The sequence below is a fragment of the Devosia sp. A449 genome (genome assembly GCF_054489375.1).
Window position 1 is genome coordinate 727,056 of sequence record NZ_JBTMWU010000001.1, and the last position, 17,643, is coordinate 744,698.

The following is a 17,643-nucleotide window of genomic DNA, read 5'->3' on the forward strand; positions in this document are numbered from 1 at the left end:
GCTCACTCCCTTATTCTTAAAATATCTGTAGGCCCGGTTTGCGGGGGCTTGGGGCTGGCGGCTTGCTTATGCGTTGCAAGTTCGATGCCAGTTTCGCCGCCCTTCTGCGCGATGGCCGCCCCTCCTCGCCATCACCGGGGTGCCCGGTCAGGGCCGGGTCATTGCACGATCTCCGCGGTTTCCAGCACGGTATGGAACAGCACATCGGCGCCCGCCGAGGCCCATTCCCGCGAAATATCTTCGGCCTCGTTGTGGCTGAGGCCCCCAACGCAGGGGCACATGATCATGGTGGAGGGCGCCACTTTCGCTGCCCAGCAGGCATCGTGACCAGCGCCCGAAATAATATCCATATGGCTGTAGCCGAGCTTTTCGGCTGCCGCGCGCACGCGGGCCACCAGCGCCGGATCGAACGTCACCGGATCGAAATGGCCGACCGCCTCCATGGCGTAGCCGACACCGAGCTCGGCGCAGATCGCCTGCGCCTTGGCCTCGATCTGGCTGCGCATGGAATTGAGCTTGGCCAGTTCGGGCGAACGAATGTCCACCGTGAACACCACTGTGCCCGGCAGCACATTGCGCGAGTTTGGTGCAAATTTCATCTGGCCGACGCCGCCGACGGCACCGGGCTGATGCGCCATCGCCACCGCCTGCACCATCTCCAATATCCGCGCCATCGCCAGTCCGGCATTGACCCGCATGTTCATCGGCGTCGAACCGGTATGGGCTTCCTTGCCGGTCAGGGTGAATTCCAGCCACCACAGGCCCTGCCCATGGGTGACGACGCCGATCTGCTTGTTTTCGGCTTCGAGAATCGGCCCCTGCTCAATGTGATATTCGATATAGGCGTGCATCTTGCGCGCGCCGACGTCTTCCGCGCCGCGCCAGCCAATGCGGGCCAGCTCCTCGCCATAGGTTTTGCCGTCCTGGTCCTTGCGGCTATAGGCATAGTCTTGCGTGTGAACCCCGGCAAATACCCCCGAGGCCAGCATGGCGGGGGCAAAGCGCGCGCCCTCTTCATTGGCCCAGTTGGTCACGACGATTGGGTGCTTGGTCTTGATGTTGAGGTCATTGAGCGAGCGCACCACTTCGAGCGCCGCCAATACGCCCAGCACGCCATCATATTTGCCGCCGGTCGGCTGGGTATCGAGATGGCTGCCGACATAGACCGGCAGCGCATCGGGATCGGTGCCTGGGCGGGTCATGAACATGGTGCCCATCTGATCGACGCCCATGGATAGCCCGGCGTCATCGCACCAGCGCTTGAACAAATGCCGGCCTTCGCCATCCGCATCGGTCAGCGTCTGGCGGTTATTGCCGCCGGCAATGCCGGGGCCGATCTGGGCCATTTCCATCAGGCTGTCCCAGAGCCGATCACCATTGATACGCAGATTTTCACCGGGAGCGGACATGGGCTTACTCACCAAAAATATTCGTGACAAAACCACCCCCCTCCCAGCCTCCCCCGCAAGGGGGGAGGTGTGGGCCGGTGGGTGAAAGCAGCATGCTGCCAGAAACTGGGGGAAGCACCCTCCCCCTTGCGGGGAGGGTTGGGGAGGGGGTCAGCGATGGGCGAAACCCTCTCATCATCTCTTCTACTTCACACTCGGGAAGCTGAATTCGGCGCCGCCCTTGATGCCGGCGGGCCAGCGGGTGGTGACGGTTTTGAGCCGGGTGTAGAAATGCACGCCTTCGGGGCCGTAGATGGAGTGGTCGCCGAACAGCGAGCGTTTCCAGCCGCCGAAGGAGTGGTAGGCCACCGGCACCGGGATCGGCACGTTGATGCCGACCATGCCGACTTCGATCTTGTCGGCGAATTCGCGGGCGGCGTCGCCGTCGCGGGTGAAGATCGCCGTGCCATTGGCATATTCGTGGCCGTTGATCAGGTTGATCGCCTCGTCATAGTCGTTGGCGCGCACCACTGACAGCACCGGGCCGAAGATTTCTTCCTTGTAGATGGTCATGTCGGGCGTGACGTTGTCGAACAAAGTGCCGCCGACATAATAGCCGCCTTCATAGCCCTGCAGCTTGAAGCCACGGCCATCGACCACCAGGCTTGCGCCCTGTTCGACGCCGGAATCGATGTAGCCGAGGATCTTGTCGCGATGCATCGCGGTGACCACCGGACCCATTTCGGCGTCCTTGTCGGTGGCGGGACCGATCTTGAGGCTTTCGACGCGTGGCTTGAGCTTGGCGACCAGCGCATCGGCGGTTGCCTTGCCCACTGGCACAGCGACCGAAATGGCCATGCAGCGCTCGCCGGCCGAGCCGTAGCCGGCGCCCATCAGCGCATCGGCGACCTGATCGAGATCGGCGTCGGGCAGGATCACCATATGGTTCTTGGCGCCGCCCAAAGCCTGGACGCGCTTACCGGCCTTGGTGCCGCGCTGATAGACATATTCGGCAATCGGGGTCGAGCCGACAAAGCTCACCGCCTTGATGTCGGGATGGTCGAGAATGCCGTCGACCATTTCCTTGTCGCCATGGATGACGTTGAGGATGCCCTCGGGCAGGCCCGCTTCCATGAACAGGTTCCAGGCCAGCATCGAGGCGGACGGATCGCGCTCGGAGGGCTTGAGGATGAAGGCGTTGCCGCAGGCGATGGCTGCCGGATACATCCACATCGGCACCATGGCCGGGAAGTTGAACGGGGTGATGCCGGCGACGACGCCGAGCGGCTGGCGATCGGAATAGGTGTCGATGGACGGGCCGACATTGCGCGAAAATTCGCCCTTGAGCAGTTGGGGAATGCCGCAGGCGAAATCGACGCAGTCGATGCCGCGCGCCACTTCGCCCAGCGCGTCGTCATGCACCTTGCCATGCTCGCGCGAAATCTCGCGCGCCATTTCGTCGGCATGCTGGTCGAGCAGCGCCTTGAACTTGAACATGACGCGGGCGCGCTTCATCGGCGGGGTATTGCCCCACGCCACCTGCGCCTGCTTGGCCGAGGCCACCGCGTCGTTGAGTTCGCTCATGGTCGAGAGCGGCAATTCGGCCGAGACTTCGCCGGTGGCCGGGTTGAACACCGGCACGCGGCGGCCGGTCGAGACATAGCGTTTGCCGGCAACGGCGTTTTCAATGACAGACATTATTCGATACTCCGCAGGACATGGCGCACCGCGTCGATCAGCTCGCCGATCTGGGCTTCGGAGATGATCAGCGGCGGGCTCAAAGCGATGATGTCGCCGGTGGTCCGGATCAAATAGCCATCCTCAAAGCATTTGAGGAAAGCCGAGAAGGCGCGCTTGGTCGGGGCGCCGGCAATGGGTTCGAGCTCGATGGCGCCGACCAGGCCGATATTGCGGATGTCGATGACATGCGGCTCGCCCTTGAGCGAATGCAGCGCGTCCTGCCACACCGGCGCCAGGGCAGCGCCGCGGCTCAGCAGGCCCTCTTCCTTGTAGGTTTCGAGCGTGGCCAGGCCCGCCGCCGAAGCGATCGGGTTCCCCGAATAGGTGTAGCCATGCATGAACTCGATGACATGCTCGGGGCCATTCATGAAGGCGTCGTGGATTTCCGAGCTGACCAGCACCGCGCCCATCGGGATCACGCCATTGGTCAGGCCCTTGGCGGTGACCATGATGTCGGGGGTAACGCCAAAATAATCGGCGCCGAACGGCGTCCCCAGTCGGCCGAAGCCGGTGATGACCTCGTCGAAAATCAGCAGGATGCCGTGTTTTTTGGTGATGTCGCGCAGCCGCTGCAGATAGCCCTTGGGCGGCAGCAGCACGCCGGTCGAACCGGCCACCGGCTCGACGATGACGGCAGCGATGGTGGAGGCATCATGCAGGGTGACGATGCGTTCCAGCTCGTCCGCCAGATCGCCGCCATGCTCGGGCACGCCCTTGGTGAAGGCGTTCTTGGCGAGGTTATGCGTATGCGGCATGTGGTCGACGCCCGTAAGAAGCGTGCCGAACATCTTGCGGTTGCCGACAATGCCGCCCACCGAAATGCCGCCGAAATTGACGCCGTGATAGCCGCGTTCGCGGCCAATCAACCGGCTGCGGGCGCCGTCGCCCTTCACCCGATGATAGGCCAGCGCCACCTTGAGCGCGGTGTCGACCGATTCGGAGCCCGAATTGGTGAACAGCACATGGTCGAGCCCCGCCGGCGCAATATCGACGATGCGGTTGGCCAGTTCGAACGCCTTGGGGTGGCCCATCTGGAACGCCGGGGCGTAATCCAGTTCGGCCGCCTGCTTGGCGATGGCCTCGACAATTTTGGGGCGGGCGTGGCCGGCATTGACACACCACAGACCTGCCGTACCATCGAGCACCTGCCGACCATCGCTGGTCGTGTAGTGCATATCCTTGGCCGCCACGAGCATCCGTGGCGCTTTTTTGAACTGCCGGTTGGCCGTGAAGGGCATCCAGAAAGCGCTCAGATCGTTCGGCACCACGGCATTTGAATTGGACACGTCACCCTCACTCCCATCGTTTGTGCACTGCTTGGTGCATTTGGCTCTTGACGCCGGACCGTTAAGACCAGAATTTTGACCAGTTGGAAAAATGTTAGCACTCCCAAACTTTCTAGCAAGGCGAAAATGCCGCCGAACAAAGTGAAAAGTGCCGAGCCGACCATTACCACCCCGCGCCAGCACAAAGCTGACGCCAGGGCGGCAACGCATCCCCATGCCAAGCCCCGGCCGCTGACCCGCATCCAGCGCGAGAAGCAGGACGTGATCCTCGAGGCGGCGCTGGAGGTGTTTTCCGTGCATGGCTTTCGCGGCGCCACCATCGACCAGATCGCCGAGGTGGCGGGGATGAGCAAACCGAACCTGCTGTATTATTTCCCGCGCAAGGAAGAGATTCACCGTCGGCTGATTTCCGAGCTGCTGGTCAACTGGCTGGCGCCCTTGCGCGAAATGGATGCCGAGGGCGATCCGTTTCCCGAAATCCGCTCCTATATCCGCCGCAAGCTGGAGATGGCGCGCGACTTTCCCCGCGAAAGCCGGCTGTTTGCCAATGAAATGCTGCAGGGCGCGCCGCGCATCATCGAGATGATCGAGATCGACCTGAAAGACCTGGTCGATGAAAAAGCCGCCGTGCTGCAAGGCTGGATGGAGCAGGGCCGTATTGCCCGCACCGACCCCTATCATCTGATCTTTTCAATCTGGGCGACGACCCAGCATTATGCCGATTTCGACGTGCAGGTGCGCGCCGTGCTGGGGCCGGATCGCAATGGCGAGGGGCGCTTTGATGACGCTGCCCGCTATCTCGAGCATCTGTTCCTGCACGGGCTGACGCCCCGGCCGGTGAAATGAACCGCTAGGCCGGCCGCCGCAGCAGAGGCTTGGGCGCGGCGATATCCACCGGGTCACCGGCAAAGCAAAAGCCGCTGCCCCGCTTGGCTTTGGCGCGATAGAGCGCTGCGTCGGCCTGCGCCACCAGATCTAGCGCGCCCCGATGCGGCGCCGTCGACGCAACGATGCCCAGACTCATGCCGACCCAGATGGCGCGGCCAACCAGCTGCACCGGCGCTTCGATGGCGGCAATGCAGTCGCGCGCCAGTTGCTCCAGCGCCGCGCGCTCGGTACGGCTGGCGCTGAGCAGCACGAATTCATCGCCACCGAGCCGGGCCAGCAGATCGCCCGGGCCCAGCAGGGCCGACAGCCGCGCCCCGACAATGCGCAGCACATCGTCGCCGGCGGCATGGCCGAAGGCGTCATTGATGGCCTTGAAGCGGTCGAGGTCGAACAGCAGCACGGCAAAGGGCGCGTCGCCGGCCGCACACTCGGTCAGCGACGTCTCGAAGGCTAGCCGATTGGCCAGCCCGGTCACCACATCGCTGCGCGACTGGCGATGCGCCAGCCGACGCTGGCGCTCGATATCGGTCACCAGATGGCGTAGCCGGATCAGCAGCCCCAGCATCAGCAGCACCATGCCGGCAATGATCGGGATGCGGATCGGCGCGAATTTACGCAGCAGGGTGTTGCCGGTGGCGCTGCGGGTCCAGGTGAGCAAATTCCCCGAAGCGCCTTCGCCTTCCATCAGTGGAATCTGCCGCTCCGATGGGTCGGTGCTGACTTCGGTGGATAGATGGGCATTGCGCAGCCCGGCGATCCGGCCCAGCAGCGCCACGCTATCAGCGGTCAGCGGCCCCATCTCCTCGGAGATGATGTCGATGGCATTGGCGGCGCGCTGCCGTTCGGCATCCAGATTGGCCTGATCGATGCTGTACATGGCCTGCAAAGCGGTGCCGGTCAGCAGAATCGAGGACACGACCAGGACGCCGACGCACAGCAGCACCAGCCGACCTATGCGCTTGATTCCGTTATGTTCGTCCGACATCGCCCCCCTGTCAGGCGGCATGGCGGAACGATCCGTCGATTGAAACAACATTGCCTGCGTCCTAAGCGCGGCAAGTCTGCCCCGGAAGTTCTTGGAAAAGTGTTATCGCGCCGCCACAATTGCCGACTGATGCCACACTTATTCGCTTACAAATTGTCGGCAATCACCAGCAGCAGCCCGCCCACCAGGGTGATGTTGACCAGCACCAGATAGAGATGGGGATCACGTTCCTTGCCCTTGAACATGAACAGATTGTGGTAGCCGGCGGTGGCCAGCACCAGGAAGGCAATCAGCACCAGCGCCCCGAGCACCGGATAAAACCCCAGCAGCAGCGATAGCCCGCCGATCCACTGCATGGCGAAACCGCCCGCCACCAGCGCCGGCGGCATGGCCCAGCCATAATTGGTGGGTGACGGAATGCGCTCCTTGAAATGGATGGTGTTGCGGAAGGCGGCAATGATGAAGAACAGGCCGAAGACAAGGCGTCCAACCAGCATCAGCGTGGCGGCGATGGTCATGATTCTCTCTCCCAAGACCGCTCTTGCGTAGCGGATCGACCCCGGCGGTTGAAGCCGGAATCGCCGCACAATCCTGCCATAATTGACTTAAACCGCGCCGATTGGGCCGGGAAGGGCGGTGGAAAACTGCGCCGGCCGGTCGATTTCGGGCAATTGAGCGGGAACCGTGACATCATGGCCACAGCGCGCAAGCTGAATCCGCGAGTCCGGGATTTGGGCCGCGACTGAATCCGCGAGAGCGCGGCTTGACGGATTCATTTTCTCCACTTCACCCAGTAACGCCGCCAACAGCACAGCAATGCTGTCCAAATTTCTGCGACATATGGGCAACACCTGCCGTAACCGGGCCAGATGCAGTCAATATGGGCTTATTGTGGCCAGCCGCCGCCCCTAATCAGCGCTCACCTTAACTGATGTGAGTCCGATAGTTTGATTAGAAAAGTTGTTTCCGCCGCTGTCATTGCTGCAGCTCTGCTCTCCTTCTCCACTGCAGCCTATGCCCAATGCGGCGGTGCCTCCTGGTACGGTCCCGGTTTCAACGGGAAGCAGTCCGCCTCAGGAGAAATCTTCAACGAAAACGCCATGACCGCGGCGCATCGTTCCCTTCCCTTCGGTACCAAGGTCCGCGTCACCGACCAGCGCACCGGTGCCGAGATCGACGTCGTCATCAATGATCGCGGCCCGTTCCATGGCAAGCGCATCATTGACCTGTCCAAGGCTGCCGCCACCAAGCTGGGCTTCCGCAATCGCGGCACCACTTCGGTCTGCATCAGCCAGAACTGAGCTCCGACAGCCTCCATGCCCTGCCGTTAGCCGTCCCTTAGCATTCCGCCTCTAGCATGCGCGGCGGGACTGGGAGTGGCAGGGCATGCAGGCAGCCGCCTATGTCGTCGGGCCGCTGGATGGGCCGGGCGCCGCATTGATCGATCTGGCGCGCCGCCTCGGTTTTGCGGCGGTGCTGCCCTATGCCGGGGTGGCCGAGGCCGAACGACAGGCCAGCCAGACGCCGCTATGTTTCTTCCTGTTCGCCGCCGTGCCCGATATCGAGGCGCTGCGCCCCGCCGCCGAGGCGATCCGCTTCTGCCCCAGTCGTCGCATCCGCTTCTCGCCGCTGCTGTATTTTGCCGACAGTCCTTCGGTCGAGAGCATCAATCGCTGCATCAATCTGGGCTTTGATGATGTCATCACCCTGCCATTCACCCGCGACAGCGTCGCCGAGCGCCTCAATCGGCAAGTCGGACAAAGCCTGATCTATTACGAAACGCCGGGCTACTTTGGTCCTGACCGCCGCGATCGCGTCACCGCCCCGCAGCGCGCCGCCGAAACCCGCTCCGGCGGCCAGTTTCGCCGGCTCGAAATCCTGCGCCATCCGCTGAGCGGCACCCAGGTGGTGCGCGACGAGACCTATCTGCAGGCCGGCTGAGCCGCGAGGTCCGGCTATTGCCGCATATTTGCAACGTTGCAAAAATCTGACGAAAACGTTTCCACTGGCGCTTTCCCCCCGGCCAGATTTCGCCTAGCTTCTGGCCACTGATTTCGCGAGTAGTTTCAGCCATGAAGTTCGGCATCGACCTGCCGCCCCAGATCAAGGTGTTCGGGGCGTTTTTCATTTATTCCTTTTGCATGGGCAGCCTGTATCCCCGCCTGCCCGCGATTCAGGGCGCCATGGGCGTTGGTGAAGGCGCGCTGGGCCTGGCGCTGGTTGGCGCCGCGCTGGGAACGCTGATCTCGCTGACCTTTGCCGGCCCGATCATCGAGCGTATTGGCTATCGCCGCACGCTGCTGACCGCTTTGCCGCTGCTCGCGCTGTTTTACGCCATCGCCGTCTGGGCGCCGTCGCCGCTGACCTTCTTCCTGCTGTTGATGCCGGTGGGCATCACCATTGGCTGCATCGAGCTGATCATCAATCTCGAAGCCGACCGGGTGGAGCACGCCATCGGTCGTCGCATCATGAACCGCGCCCATGCTTTCTGGAGCTTCGGCTTCTTTGCCGCCGGCATGGTGGGGTCGTTTATCGCCGCCACCGGGCTGTCGCCGCAAATCCATCTGGCGCTGATGATCCCGCTGATCGCCATAGCCACTGTGGTGGTGCTGGGTCGCTTCCAGCCCGCCGAGCATCGCAGTGGCGGCAGCGCCGCGGATTCCCCGCGCTTTGCCCGGCCGACTCTGGCGATCATGATGCTGGTGATGATGTGCATGCCCGCCATGATCCTCGAAGGCGCCGGCATCGACTGGTCGGCGATCTATATGACCAAGGAATTCGTCGCCACCCCGTTCTGGGCCGGCTTTGCCGTGGCGCTGGGCGCCGGGGCGCAGGCCGTCACCCGGTTTTTCGCCGATAGTTTCGTCGAGCGCTGGAGCCCCGCATTGGTGGCGCGGGCGCTATTGGCCATCCTGGGCGCCGGGGCCGTGCTGGTATTCTTCGCCCAGACCCAGTTGCTGGCCTATATCGGGCTGGCCATGCTGGGCGTCGGCAGCAGCGCGCTGTTTCCGCTGGCCATGTCGGCCGCCGCACAGCGCACCGACCGCCCGGCTGCGGTCAACGTCGCGGCGCTGGCACAGATTTCCTTTGTGTCGTTCCTCTTGGGACCGCCGCTGCTGGGCTATGTCGCCGAGCATTTCGGCATCCGCTGGGCCTTCGGCATCGGCATTCCGCTGGTGCTGATCGCATTGCTGTTCACCAATAGACTGGGCGCGCATCGCGCCTCCAAGGCCATGGCTGCTGAATGAAAATCGCCCCGCAATACCGCATCTACGCCTGCTTCTTCCTCTACGCCATCATGACCGGCGGGGTGATGGCACGCCTGCCTGATTTGCAGACCCATTTCGCCCTCAGCGAAAGCCAGCTCGGCCTGACCATGATTGGCATGGCCATCGGCTCGCTGATTTCGCTGACGCTGGGCGCGCCGGTGGTCGAACGCATCGGCCCGCGCACCACTGCCTTTGTCACCGTGCTCGGCCCGGCGCTGCTGCTGGCCTCGATCCCCTGGATGAGCTCGCCCATCGGCATGTTCGTGGCGCTGTTCTTCACCGGCTTTCTCGGTGGCGCCTTCGAGATCAACCTCAATGTGCAGCTCGACCGGCTCGAAACCCATACCGGCAAGCGCTACATGAACCGCGCCCATGGCTTCTGGAGTGTCGGCTTTTTCGTCACCGCTCTGTTCGGCGCCATGATCCGCCAGTCGGGGCTGACCCCGGCCTGGCATCTGGGCCTGCTGGCGCTGGCCGTGCTGCTGATTGCCGTGGTCATGTTGTGGAACATGCAGCCGGCGCCCAAGCCGGCCGGCTTTGTCGAGACTAGCGGCCACGCCATCGCCTTCCCCAATCTGGGGCTGTTGCCGCTCTGCCTGATTGGCTTTGCCGCCTTCCTCGTGGAAGGGGCCGGCATCGATTGGTCGGCCATCTATATGCGCAACGTCTTTGACAGCACCCCGCTGATCGGCGGCATGGGGCTGACCCTGTTCGCCTTCTTCATGGCGGCGATGCGGCTCACCGCCGATCCGCTGGTCAGCCGCTATGGCCCGCGCAATGTGGCCATCGTGCTGCTGGCGCTGGCCGGCATGGGCGCGCTGCTGGTGGGCGTCGCCCCCGAGCAGAACGCCGCCCTGATCGGCTTTGCCCTGATGGGGCTGGGCTGTTCGGCGGTCTATCCGATCGCCGTCTCGGCCGCCGCGCAGCGCACTGACCGGCCCGCCGCCGTCAATGTCGCGGCGCTGGGGCAGGTCAGCTTTGTGGTGTTTTTCCTGGCGCCGCCTTTGCTCGGCTTCGTCGCCGAATATCTGGGCATCCGCATGTCGTATCTGATCTGCCTGCCGCTGCTTCTGGCCGGGCTGGTGGCCAGCTATTACGCGCTGGATAACAAGAAAGCGCCGACGCCCATCGCTGCGGAGTAGTCATGGCCGAGCTGCCGCCCATCGTCGATCTCCGCCAATCGGCCACCGCGCTGCGCGTGCAGCGCGGGGTGATGCGTATGCTGCGCGAGCGGCACGACATGGCCTGCTACGCCGAAGTGGGCTTGGCCAATGGTCGGCGGGCCGATGTGCTGGCCGTGGGGCCCAAGGGCGAAATCTGGATCATCGAGATCAAATCCAGCCTGATCGACTTTCAGGTCGACCGAAAATGGCCGGAATACCGCGAATTTTCCGATAAATTCTTCTTCGCCAAGCCGCCTGAACTCGACGCCGAGATTTTCCCCGAGAGTGAGGGCCTGATCGTCGCCGACGGCCATGACGGCGCGATTTTACGCGACAGCCCCGACACCCCGCTGGCCCCGGCCCGGCGCAAGGCGCTGATGCTCAAACTGGCCCGGCTCGGCGCCGACCGTATTCATGTGTTGATGGACCCCGGCCCCAAGTGAGTTCAGACCCCGATCGCTGGCGCATCATCGCCGTCTTCGTGCTGCAGGCGCTCGGCATGGGCGCCATCCAGACCCGCATCCCCGATGTGCAGGTGGCGCTCGGCCTCAATGATGCGCAGCTGGGCATGGCCCTCATGGGTCTGCCCGCCGGCGCCTTGTCGGTGTTTCTGTTTTCCAGCTGGATCATCGAGCGCTTCGGGCCGCGCCGCACCGTGCTGATTTTCTTGCCGATTCAGACCCTTGCCGCCGCCGCCATCGCCGTAGCGCCGAATTTCTGGGCCATGGCCGCGCTGTTTTTCGTCATGGGCGTCGGCAGCGCCGTCACCAATATCGCCATGAATGTCGAGGCCGACCGCATCGAGGCGGCCAGCGGCCGCCGGGTGATGAATACCTGCCATGGCGCCTGGAGCATCGGCTTTCTCGGCGTTGCGCTGCTCGGCTCGCCGATTCGCGGGCTTGGCCTGTCAGCAGCATGGCATCTGGGGCTGGCCGCGCCGCTAGTGCTGGGCGCCATGCTGCTGATCGTGCTGCCGATGCGCGATGCTCCCGAACGCGCCCATAGCCGGCGCAGCACAAGGCCCCGGCTGGCCTGGCCGACGCTGATGACGCTGGCGCTGGTGGGGTTCGGGCTGGGCGGCGAACTGCTGGAAGGCGCCGCGCGCTCCTGGTCGATCATTTTCCTGCGCGACAGTTTCATCGTGCCCGCCTGGGTGGAATCGCTGGCCCTGCCGGCGCTGCTCGCCACCATGGCCATCGGGCGGCTGCTGGCCGACCGGCAGATTGACCGCTTCGGGCCGGTGCGCGTGGCGCGCATCATGTCGGCCATTGCCTTTGTCGGGCTCTGCGCCGTGGTGTTTTCACCCAATGCAGTCATGGCGTTGCTCGGCTTTGGCCTCGTCGGCCTCGGCATCTGCGTGCTCTATCCGCTGATGCTGTCCGGCGCCGCCGGCATTGGCGACCGTCCGGCGGCGGAGAATGTCGCTGCCATGACGCTGGTCGTGCAGATCATCAGCCTGGGCGCGCCGCTGCTGATCGGGGCCGTGGCGCAAAATTACGGCATCCGCTTCGCCTTCGGCATGCTGCTTCCTTTGCTGGCCCTGGGCTGGGCCATGGCCGGGGTGCTGGCGCCTAAAACGCCTTAGCAGCGCCGTTCGTCCGCCCTATTCATCCACGCTCTGCGTCTCCACCGGGGTGATCGGCGTCGGTCGATGCGCCGGGGAGGGGGCCGCGCCCAGCTCGGACAGCTCCTGCTGCAGCGCCTGCATCAGCGCCAGTTTTTCCGCATCGCTCCCCGCCTGCAGCCGCTGGCTCAGGCGAATGGTGAAATCGGAAAACGCATTGTGCCAGTCGGAATGCACCTGCACCGGATCGATGCGCGGCGTCGCCGTTTGCGACCGTGCGGCAATGCCTGCCGCCGTCAGTTCGAAATAATCGTCAAGCAGCGGCAGGATCACCTGATCGCCGGCAATGCCCGTCGCCATGATCGCATTGCGCAACGCCGTGCGTTCCTCATCCTCGCCATGGGTGAGGAAAATCGCCCCATGCGCCGGCAGCCGCGCCTTGATCCAGGCCATCAGCTCGGAATGATCGGCATGGGCCGAATAATTGCCCATCGAGCGGATGGTGGCGCGGATCGGCACCAGCGTGCCGTGGATGCGCGCTTCCTTGGCCCCGCTCAAAATCACCTGCCCCAGCGTGCCCGGCGCCTGATAGCCGACAAACAGCACCGTGGCATTGGCGCGGATCAGATTGTTGCGCAGATGGTGCTTGATGCGTCCGGCATCGCACATGCCCGAGGCCGACATGATGATGGCGCCACCCCGGATGTTATTGATCGCCTTGGATTCCTCCACCGCCTCGATGATGCGGAAGCGCGGGTCGTTGAACAACTCGTCGGCGCCCAGTTCGACGTCATCGAACATCTTGGCATATTTGCGATAGACGCCGGTGACCTTGCTGGCGAGCGGGCTGTCGAGAAACACCAGTCGCGGGTCGATCTCGCCGGTTTTGATCAGATAGCCGATATCATGCAGCAACTCCTGGCTGCGCTCGACGGCAAAGGCCGGGATCACCAGATTGCCGCCCCGCGCCAGCGCGGTATTGATCTCGGTCTTGAGCGCCTCGCGGCGCTGGGCCAGCGTATAATCCACCCGCTCGCGCCCGCCATAGGTGCTTTCGCAGAGGATGTAGTCAAAGCCCGCCGGGCCTTCCGGCTCGTTATAAAACACCTTCTCGTCCGGCCCGATATCGCCGGAGAACATCAGGCGGATGGTCTTGTCGCCATCCTGCACCTCGACCTCGATCGAGGCCGAACCGATGATATGGCCGGCATTCCAATAGCGCGCCCGCACCCCCGGCCCCGGAGTGATCCATTCGCCATAGCGGCAGGTCTGGCGGTGTTTCAGCGCCTCGTCGGCGTCTTCCATCATATACAGCGGCTGCGCCGGCTCATCGCCGCGCCGATTATGCTTTTTGGTTTCGCGCTCCGCTTCGCTTTCCTGAATGCCGGCGCTGTCGGGCAGCAGATATTCCAGCAGCCCCGCCGTCGGCTCGGTCATCCACATCGGCCCGCGCCAGCCCTCCCGATAGAGCTTGGGCAGCAGCCCGGCATGGTCGATATGGGCATGGGTGAGCAGCAGGAAGGCGATGGCCTTGGGATCGAAGGGCGTCGGCTTGAGATTGAGGTCGCGGACCGATTTATTGCCCTGGAACAAGCCGCAATCGACCAGGAACTGGCCGCCGGGATGGACCACCCGATAGCAGGAGCCGGTAACGGTGCCTGCCGCGCCGTGGAAATGCAGGGTGACGGCCATAGGGCGAACTCCGTTTTTTCCGATGCTGTCGAAGTAAGCCCCAGCCATTCGTCGTTGTCGAGCGAACAGTGGCAACCCCGCCTGTCGGCGGCGCGTTGTTCGACTGAACCTGAGGAGACTCGCTATGACCTATATTGATGGCTTCGTCATCGCCGTGCCGGCCGCCAACAAGCAGGCTTACATCAAGCAAGCCAGCGAGGCGGCCGCACTGTTCCGCCAATGGGGCGCCACCCGCGTGGTGGAAAACTGGGGCACTGACGTCCCCGCCGGCAAACTCACTGATTTCCAGCGCGCCGTGCAGGCCAAGCCAGGCGAGGTGATCGTGTTTTCCTGGATCGAATATCCCGACAAGGCCACCCGCGACGCGGTGGGCAAAAAGATGATGGAGGACCCCGCCATGGGCGCCATGGTGCTGCCCTATGACGGTGCCCGCATGATTTATGGCGGGTTTGAAACGCTGATGTCGGTGAGCTAGCAACTTTCAGGGGGCATTGTGAGCCATACATCTCACTCCACCCCCGATGTCACCCCGGCCTTGAGCCGGGGCCCATCCTGAGATATCGCCGCATCACCCATCTCAGGATGGATCCCGGCTCAAGGCCGGGATGACACCGCGTTTTTGGACTGCATCGGCAGCGCTAGCCCTAGCGCGGCGCGCGCTTGGCCAGGATTCGCTGCAGCGTGCGCCGATGCATATTGAGCCGCCGCGCCGTCTCGGAGACGTTGCGGTCGCATAATTCATACACCCGCTGGATATGCTCCCAGCGCACCCGGTCGGCCGACATCGGATTTTCCGGCGGCTCCGGCTTGTCCTCGCCGGTGGCCAATAGCGCGTTGATCACATCATCGGCATCGGCGGGCTTGCTGAGGTAATCCACCGCCCCCAGCTTCACCGCGGTGACGGCGGTGGCGATATTGCCATAGCCGGTCAGCACCACGGCGCGGGCATCGGGGCGCTTGATATGCAGCGCCGAGACCACTTCGAGCCCGTTGCCGTCCTCGAGCCGCAGATCGACCACGGCGTAGGCGGGCGGCTTGTCATTGACCGCCGCCAGCCCTTCGGCCACCGATCCGGCAATGCGGACATCGAACCCCCGCCGCACCATGGCGCGTTCAAGGCGCTGCAAAAACGCCGCGTCGTCATCGACAAGCAGCAGGCTGGGGTCGGTCGCCAGGAGATCTTCGATCGTGCTCATGCGTGTCATTTAGGGGTTTTGCGCTGAAACGTCAAAATCTTGATAGAGATTTAGTGCCAGCCGCTTGCTGGCATGCCTGCAGTCGATATTCGACCGGGCGGACCGCTTTATCCCCACCCCCGTTCCTGGCCCTAGACTCTCCCGCACAAGGAGACCCTCATGGACCACACGCCCCGCCTGTCACTGCCCTTCATCATGCCCAGCCAGGCGCAAAAGCACATCACCCATAACGAAGCCATCCAGGCGCTCGACGCGCTGGTGCAGCCCGTCGTCGAAAGCCGCAGCGTCCTTGCGCCGCCCACCACGCCGCTTGAGGGCGAGACCTATTTGGTGCCGCAAGCCGCCACTGGCGTCTGGGCCGGCCATGCCGATGAAATCGCCGCCTTCCGCTCCGGCGTCTGGAGCTTCCACGATCCCGCGTCCGGCTGGCAGCTTTATGTGAAGGCCGAACGCACTCAATATGTGTTCGATGCCGGTGCCTGGGTGCCGCTGGCCTCGCTCGGCTCCGGCCTGCCGCAATTGGGGGTCAATACCAGCGCCGACGCCACCAACCGGCTGGCCGTGGCGGCCGCCGCGACGCTGTTCACCCATGTCGGCAATGGCCACCAGCTCAAGCTCAACAAGGCCGCGCCCGGCGATACCGCCAGCCTGCTCTATCAGAGCAACTGGTCCGGCCGCGCCGAAATGGGGCTGGCCGGCGACGATCACTGGCGGCTCAAGGTCAGTCCCGATGGGGCCAGTTGGATCAATGCGCTCACCGTCAATGCCGGCACCGGCGTCACGACTATCGCGGCCAGCCTGCAACCGGCCACCGACAATGCCATTACCCTGGGTGCTGCCGGCGCGCGCTGGTCCGCCATCTGGTCGGCCACCGGCACCATCCAGACCTCGGATGCCCGCCAGAAAACCGACATCGCGCCCAGCGATCTCGGCCTTGATTTCATCTGCGCGCTGACCCCGGTCAAATATCGCTGGGCCGATGGCCAGCGCACCCATTACGGTCTCATCGCCCAGCAGGTGCAGGCCGCGCTCGGCACCCATGACTTCGCCGGCCACATCCTGGCTGACCCCGCCGATCCCGCCAGCGAACAGGGCCTGCGCTACGACGCTTTCATCGCCCCGCTGATTGCGGGGATGCAGGAACTGGCACGGCGCGTGGCAGCGCTGGAAGCCCAGGCTGCGCGCGCCAAATAATTCATGCTCCGTCTGGCGTGGGCTGCGTCTCCCCGATAGCCTGCCGTACGTACGTCAGGGAGGATGCACGCAAATGACCACCAAGCGCCTCGGTGTCGGCTTCATCGGCACCGGCAATATTTCATCGGCCTATCTGCGGGCCATCACCGGCCACGAAAATATGGCCGGTTTTCCGGTGCTCGATATCAAGGGCCTGGCCGATATGCGCCCCGAAGCCTCCGAGGCCCGCGCCGCCGAATTCGGCCTCACGGCGATGAGCATCGACGAAATGCTGGCCAGCCCCGAGATCCAGTTGGTGGTCAATCTCACGATCCCGCGCGCCCATGTCGAGGTCGGTCTCAAAGTGCTGGCCGCTGGCAAGCATGTCTATTCCGAAAAGCCGCTCGGCATCAGCTTCGCCGAGGGCAAAACCTTGCTCGACGCCGCCAACAAGGCCGGCCTGCGCATTGGCTCGGCCCCCGACACTTTCCTCGGCGGGTCGCACCAGCAGGCCCGCGCCGTGGTCGATAGCGGCGCACTCGGTCAACTGGTCGGCGGCACCGCCTTTTTCCAGTGCCCCGGCCACGAAGCCTGGCACCCCGATCCAGCGTTTTATTACGATATCGGCGGTGGTCCGGTGCTCGATATGGGGCCGTATTACATCACCGATCTGGTCAATCTGCTCGGCCCCGTTGCCCGCGTCTCTGCCATGGGCTCGCGCCTGCGGGCGCAACGTCCGGTGCTGTCCGAGCTCAAGCAGGGCCAGATCATTGATGTCAAAGTTGACACCCATGTCACCGCCTCGCTCGGCTTTGCCAATGGCGCCATCGTGCAGGTCGGCCTCAGCTTCGACGTCGCCGCACACAAGCATGTGCCGCTCGAACTCTATGGCACCGAGGCCAGCCTGATCGTTCCCGATCCCAATTTCTTTGGCGGCGATGTCGAAATCCGCCAGCGCGGCAAGGATGCGGTCTGGACCAAAATTCCGGTCACCCAGGCCTATGCCAATGGCAATTACCGCTCGCTCGGCGTCGCCGACATGGCCATGGGCATCCTCGACAACCGCCCCCACCGCGCCAATGGGGATTTGGCCCTGCACGTCCTCGAAGTTATGGAGGCCTTTGCCACCGCCTCCCGCGAAGGTCGCACCATCGAGATCAAGACCCCGGTCGAACGGCCAGCACCACTGGCGGCGTCGTTGAAAGACGGGCGGATCTGACAGCAGAACTCGCCATCGTCCCTCCCCTCCCCCTTGAGGGGAGGGGCCGGGGGTGGGGGTCCATCAGTGACCCACCAAAC

17 protein-coding genes are annotated in these 17,643 nt (G+C 63.9%); 10 read left to right on the plus strand and 7 right to left on the minus strand.

What is annotated here, in order from left to right:
- Positions 1–158: 158 nt before the first annotated feature.
- The 3 genes from ACX3OW_RS03565 to aptA all read right to left on the minus strand — a co-directional run bounded on the left by ACX3OW_RS03565 (position 159) and on the right by aptA (position 4,366).
- On the minus strand, positions 159–1,409 hold the full coding sequence (locus tag ACX3OW_RS03565; protein ID WP_459094360.1) for a Zn-dependent hydrolase: 1,251 nt from the start codon (positions 1,407–1,409) through the stop codon (positions 159–161).
- A gap of 183 nt (positions 1,410–1,592) precedes the next feature.
- On the minus strand, positions 1,593–3,086 hold the full coding sequence (locus ACX3OW_RS03570; RefSeq protein WP_459094361.1) for a CoA-acylating methylmalonate-semialdehyde dehydrogenase: 1,494 nt from the start codon (positions 3,084–3,086) through the stop codon (positions 1,593–1,595).
- Positions 3,086–4,366 (minus strand): omega-aminotransferase AptA, encoded by a 1,281-nt coding sequence (gene aptA, locus ACX3OW_RS03575; protein ID WP_459094795.1) that lies wholly within the window; start codon positions 4,364–4,366, stop codon positions 3,086–3,088. Before aptA ends, ACX3OW_RS03570 begins: the two co-directional genes overlap by 1 nt.
- A gap of 174 nt (positions 4,367–4,540) precedes the next feature.
- Between aptA and ACX3OW_RS03580 the strand changes: the two genes are divergently transcribed.
- Positions 4,541–5,260 (plus strand): TetR family transcriptional regulator C-terminal domain-containing protein, encoded by a 720-nt coding sequence (locus tag ACX3OW_RS03580; RefSeq protein ID WP_459094362.1) that lies wholly within the window; start codon positions 4,541–4,543, stop codon positions 5,258–5,260.
- Between the two features lie 4 nt (positions 5,261–5,264).
- Here ACX3OW_RS03580 and ACX3OW_RS03585 read toward each other — a convergent pair whose 3' ends face one another.
- Both ACX3OW_RS03585 and ACX3OW_RS03590 read right to left on the minus strand, forming a co-directional pair.
- Positions 5,265–6,338, minus strand: a complete 1,074-nt coding sequence (locus ACX3OW_RS03585) for a diguanylate cyclase domain-containing protein (RefSeq protein WP_459094363.1) — start codon at positions 6,336–6,338, stop codon at positions 5,265–5,267.
- Positions 6,339–6,433: 95 nt separating this feature from the next.
- A complete protein-coding gene (locus tag ACX3OW_RS03590; RefSeq protein WP_459094364.1) occupies positions 6,434–6,805 on the minus strand; it encodes a DoxX family protein in 372 nt (123 codons plus the stop codon).
- 429 nt (positions 6,806–7,234) lie between these two features.
- On the opposite strand from ACX3OW_RS03590, the gene ACX3OW_RS03595 reads away from it, so the two are divergent.
- The 6 genes from ACX3OW_RS03595 to ACX3OW_RS03620 all read left to right on the plus strand — a co-directional run bounded on the left by ACX3OW_RS03595 (position 7,235) and on the right by ACX3OW_RS03620 (position 12,304).
- A complete protein-coding gene (locus ACX3OW_RS03595; RefSeq protein WP_459094365.1) occupies positions 7,235–7,588 on the plus strand; it encodes a septal ring lytic transglycosylase RlpA family protein in 354 nt (117 codons plus the stop codon).
- 85 nt (positions 7,589–7,673) lie between these two features.
- Positions 7,674–8,228, plus strand: coding sequence for a hypothetical protein (locus ACX3OW_RS03600; RefSeq protein ID WP_459094366.1), 555 nt, complete (start codon positions 7,674–7,676; stop codon positions 8,226–8,228).
- A 131-nt stretch (positions 8,229–8,359) separates the two neighbouring features.
- Positions 8,360–9,535 carry an MFS transporter gene (locus ACX3OW_RS03605; protein WP_459094367.1) on the plus strand — a complete coding sequence of 392 codons (1,176 nt, stop codon included), beginning with the start codon at positions 8,360–8,362 and terminating at the stop codon, positions 9,533–9,535.
- Positions 9,532–10,698 (plus strand): MFS transporter, encoded by a 1,167-nt coding sequence (locus tag ACX3OW_RS03610; protein WP_459094368.1) that lies wholly within the window; start codon positions 9,532–9,534, stop codon positions 10,696–10,698. The genes ACX3OW_RS03605 and ACX3OW_RS03610 overlap by 4 nt, the downstream gene beginning before the upstream one ends.
- Positions 10,699–10,700: 2 nt before the next feature.
- Entirely contained in the window at positions 10,701–11,162 is a 462-nt protein-coding gene (locus ACX3OW_RS03615; RefSeq protein WP_459094369.1) for an MmcB family DNA repair protein, read from the plus strand.
- Complete coding sequence (locus ACX3OW_RS03620; RefSeq protein ID WP_459094370.1) at positions 11,159–12,304, plus strand: MFS transporter; 1,146 nt, start codon at positions 11,159–11,161, stop codon at positions 12,302–12,304. Before ACX3OW_RS03615 ends, ACX3OW_RS03620 begins: the two co-directional genes overlap by 4 nt.
- Before the next feature lie 18 nt (positions 12,305–12,322).
- On the opposite strand, the gene ACX3OW_RS03625 is transcribed toward ACX3OW_RS03620, so the two are convergent.
- Positions 12,323–13,975 carry an MBL fold metallo-hydrolase RNA specificity domain-containing protein gene (locus tag ACX3OW_RS03625; protein WP_459094371.1) on the minus strand — a complete coding sequence of 551 codons (1,653 nt, stop codon included), beginning with the start codon at positions 13,973–13,975 and terminating at the stop codon, positions 12,323–12,325.
- A 124-nt stretch (positions 13,976–14,099) separates the two neighbouring features.
- On the opposite strand from ACX3OW_RS03625, the gene ACX3OW_RS03630 reads away from it, so the two are divergent.
- Positions 14,100–14,450 carry a DUF1428 domain-containing protein gene (locus ACX3OW_RS03630; RefSeq protein ID WP_459094372.1) on the plus strand — a complete coding sequence of 117 codons (351 nt, stop codon included), beginning with the start codon at positions 14,100–14,102 and terminating at the stop codon, positions 14,448–14,450.
- A 169-nt stretch (positions 14,451–14,619) separates the two neighbouring features.
- On the opposite strand, the gene ACX3OW_RS03635 is transcribed toward ACX3OW_RS03630, so the two are convergent.
- Entirely contained in the window at positions 14,620–15,171 is a 552-nt protein-coding gene (locus tag ACX3OW_RS03635; protein WP_459094373.1) for an ActR/PrrA/RegA family redox response regulator transcription factor, read from the minus strand.
- Positions 15,172–15,330: 159 nt separating this feature from the next.
- Here ACX3OW_RS03635 and ACX3OW_RS03640 point away from each other — a divergent pair, with 159 nt between their 5' ends.
- Together ACX3OW_RS03640 and ACX3OW_RS03645 are read left to right on the plus strand one after the other, a co-directional pair.
- Positions 15,331–16,365: a DUF2793 domain-containing protein gene (locus ACX3OW_RS03640; RefSeq protein WP_459094374.1), complete on the plus strand. Its 1,035-nt coding sequence runs from the start codon at positions 15,331–15,333 to the stop codon at positions 16,363–16,365.
- Positions 16,366–16,438: 73 nt separating this feature from the next.
- A complete protein-coding gene (locus ACX3OW_RS03645; protein WP_459094375.1) occupies positions 16,439–17,563 on the plus strand; it encodes a Gfo/Idh/MocA family protein in 1,125 nt (374 codons plus the stop codon).
- The last annotated feature ends 80 nt before the right edge of the window (positions 17,564–17,643 follow it).

Excerpts from the sequence above, each read along its gene's own strand:
- ACX3OW_RS03570 (WP_459094361.1), bottom strand. The coding sequence starts at position 3,086 with ATGTCTGTCATTGAAAACGCCGTTGCCGGCAAACGCTATGTCTCGACC.
- ACX3OW_RS03630 (WP_459094372.1), top strand. The coding sequence starts at position 14,100 with ATGACCTATATTGATGGCTTCGTCATCGCCGTGCCGGCCGCCAACAAG.
- ACX3OW_RS03565 (WP_459094360.1), bottom strand. The coding sequence starts at position 1,409 with ATGTCCGCTCCCGGTGAAAATCTGCGTATCAATGGTGATCGGCTCTGG.
- ACX3OW_RS03585 (WP_459094363.1), bottom strand. The coding sequence starts at position 6,338 with ATGTTGTTTCAATCGACGGATCGTTCCGCCATGCCGCCTGACAGGGGG.
- ACX3OW_RS03635 (WP_459094373.1), bottom strand. The coding sequence starts at position 15,171 with ATGAGCACGATCGAAGATCTCCTGGCGACCGACCCCAGCCTGCTGCTT.
- ACX3OW_RS03645 (WP_459094375.1), top strand. The coding sequence starts at position 16,439 with ATGACCACCAAGCGCCTCGGTGTCGGCTTCATCGGCACCGGCAATATT.
- ACX3OW_RS03610 (WP_459094368.1), top strand. The coding sequence starts at position 9,532 with ATGAAAATCGCCCCGCAATACCGCATCTACGCCTGCTTCTTCCTCTAC.
- aptA (WP_459094795.1), bottom strand. The coding sequence starts at position 4,366 with ATGCCCTTCACGGCCAACCGGCAGTTCAAAAAAGCGCCACGGATGCTC.
- ACX3OW_RS03615 (WP_459094369.1), top strand. The coding sequence starts at position 10,701 with ATGGCCGAGCTGCCGCCCATCGTCGATCTCCGCCAATCGGCCACCGCG.
- ACX3OW_RS03605 (WP_459094367.1), top strand. The coding sequence starts at position 8,360 with ATGAAGTTCGGCATCGACCTGCCGCCCCAGATCAAGGTGTTCGGGGCG.
- ACX3OW_RS03640 (WP_459094374.1), top strand. The coding sequence starts at position 15,331 with ATGGACCACACGCCCCGCCTGTCACTGCCCTTCATCATGCCCAGCCAG.
- ACX3OW_RS03600 (WP_459094366.1), top strand. The coding sequence starts at position 7,674 with ATGCAGGCAGCCGCCTATGTCGTCGGGCCGCTGGATGGGCCGGGCGCC.
- ACX3OW_RS03625 (WP_459094371.1), bottom strand. The coding sequence starts at position 13,975 with ATGGCCGTCACCCTGCATTTCCACGGCGCGGCAGGCACCGTTACCGGC.
- ACX3OW_RS03590 (WP_459094364.1), bottom strand. The coding sequence starts at position 6,805 with ATGACCATCGCCGCCACGCTGATGCTGGTTGGACGCCTTGTCTTCGGC.
- ACX3OW_RS03580 (WP_459094362.1), top strand. The coding sequence starts at position 4,541 with ATGCCGCCGAACAAAGTGAAAAGTGCCGAGCCGACCATTACCACCCCG.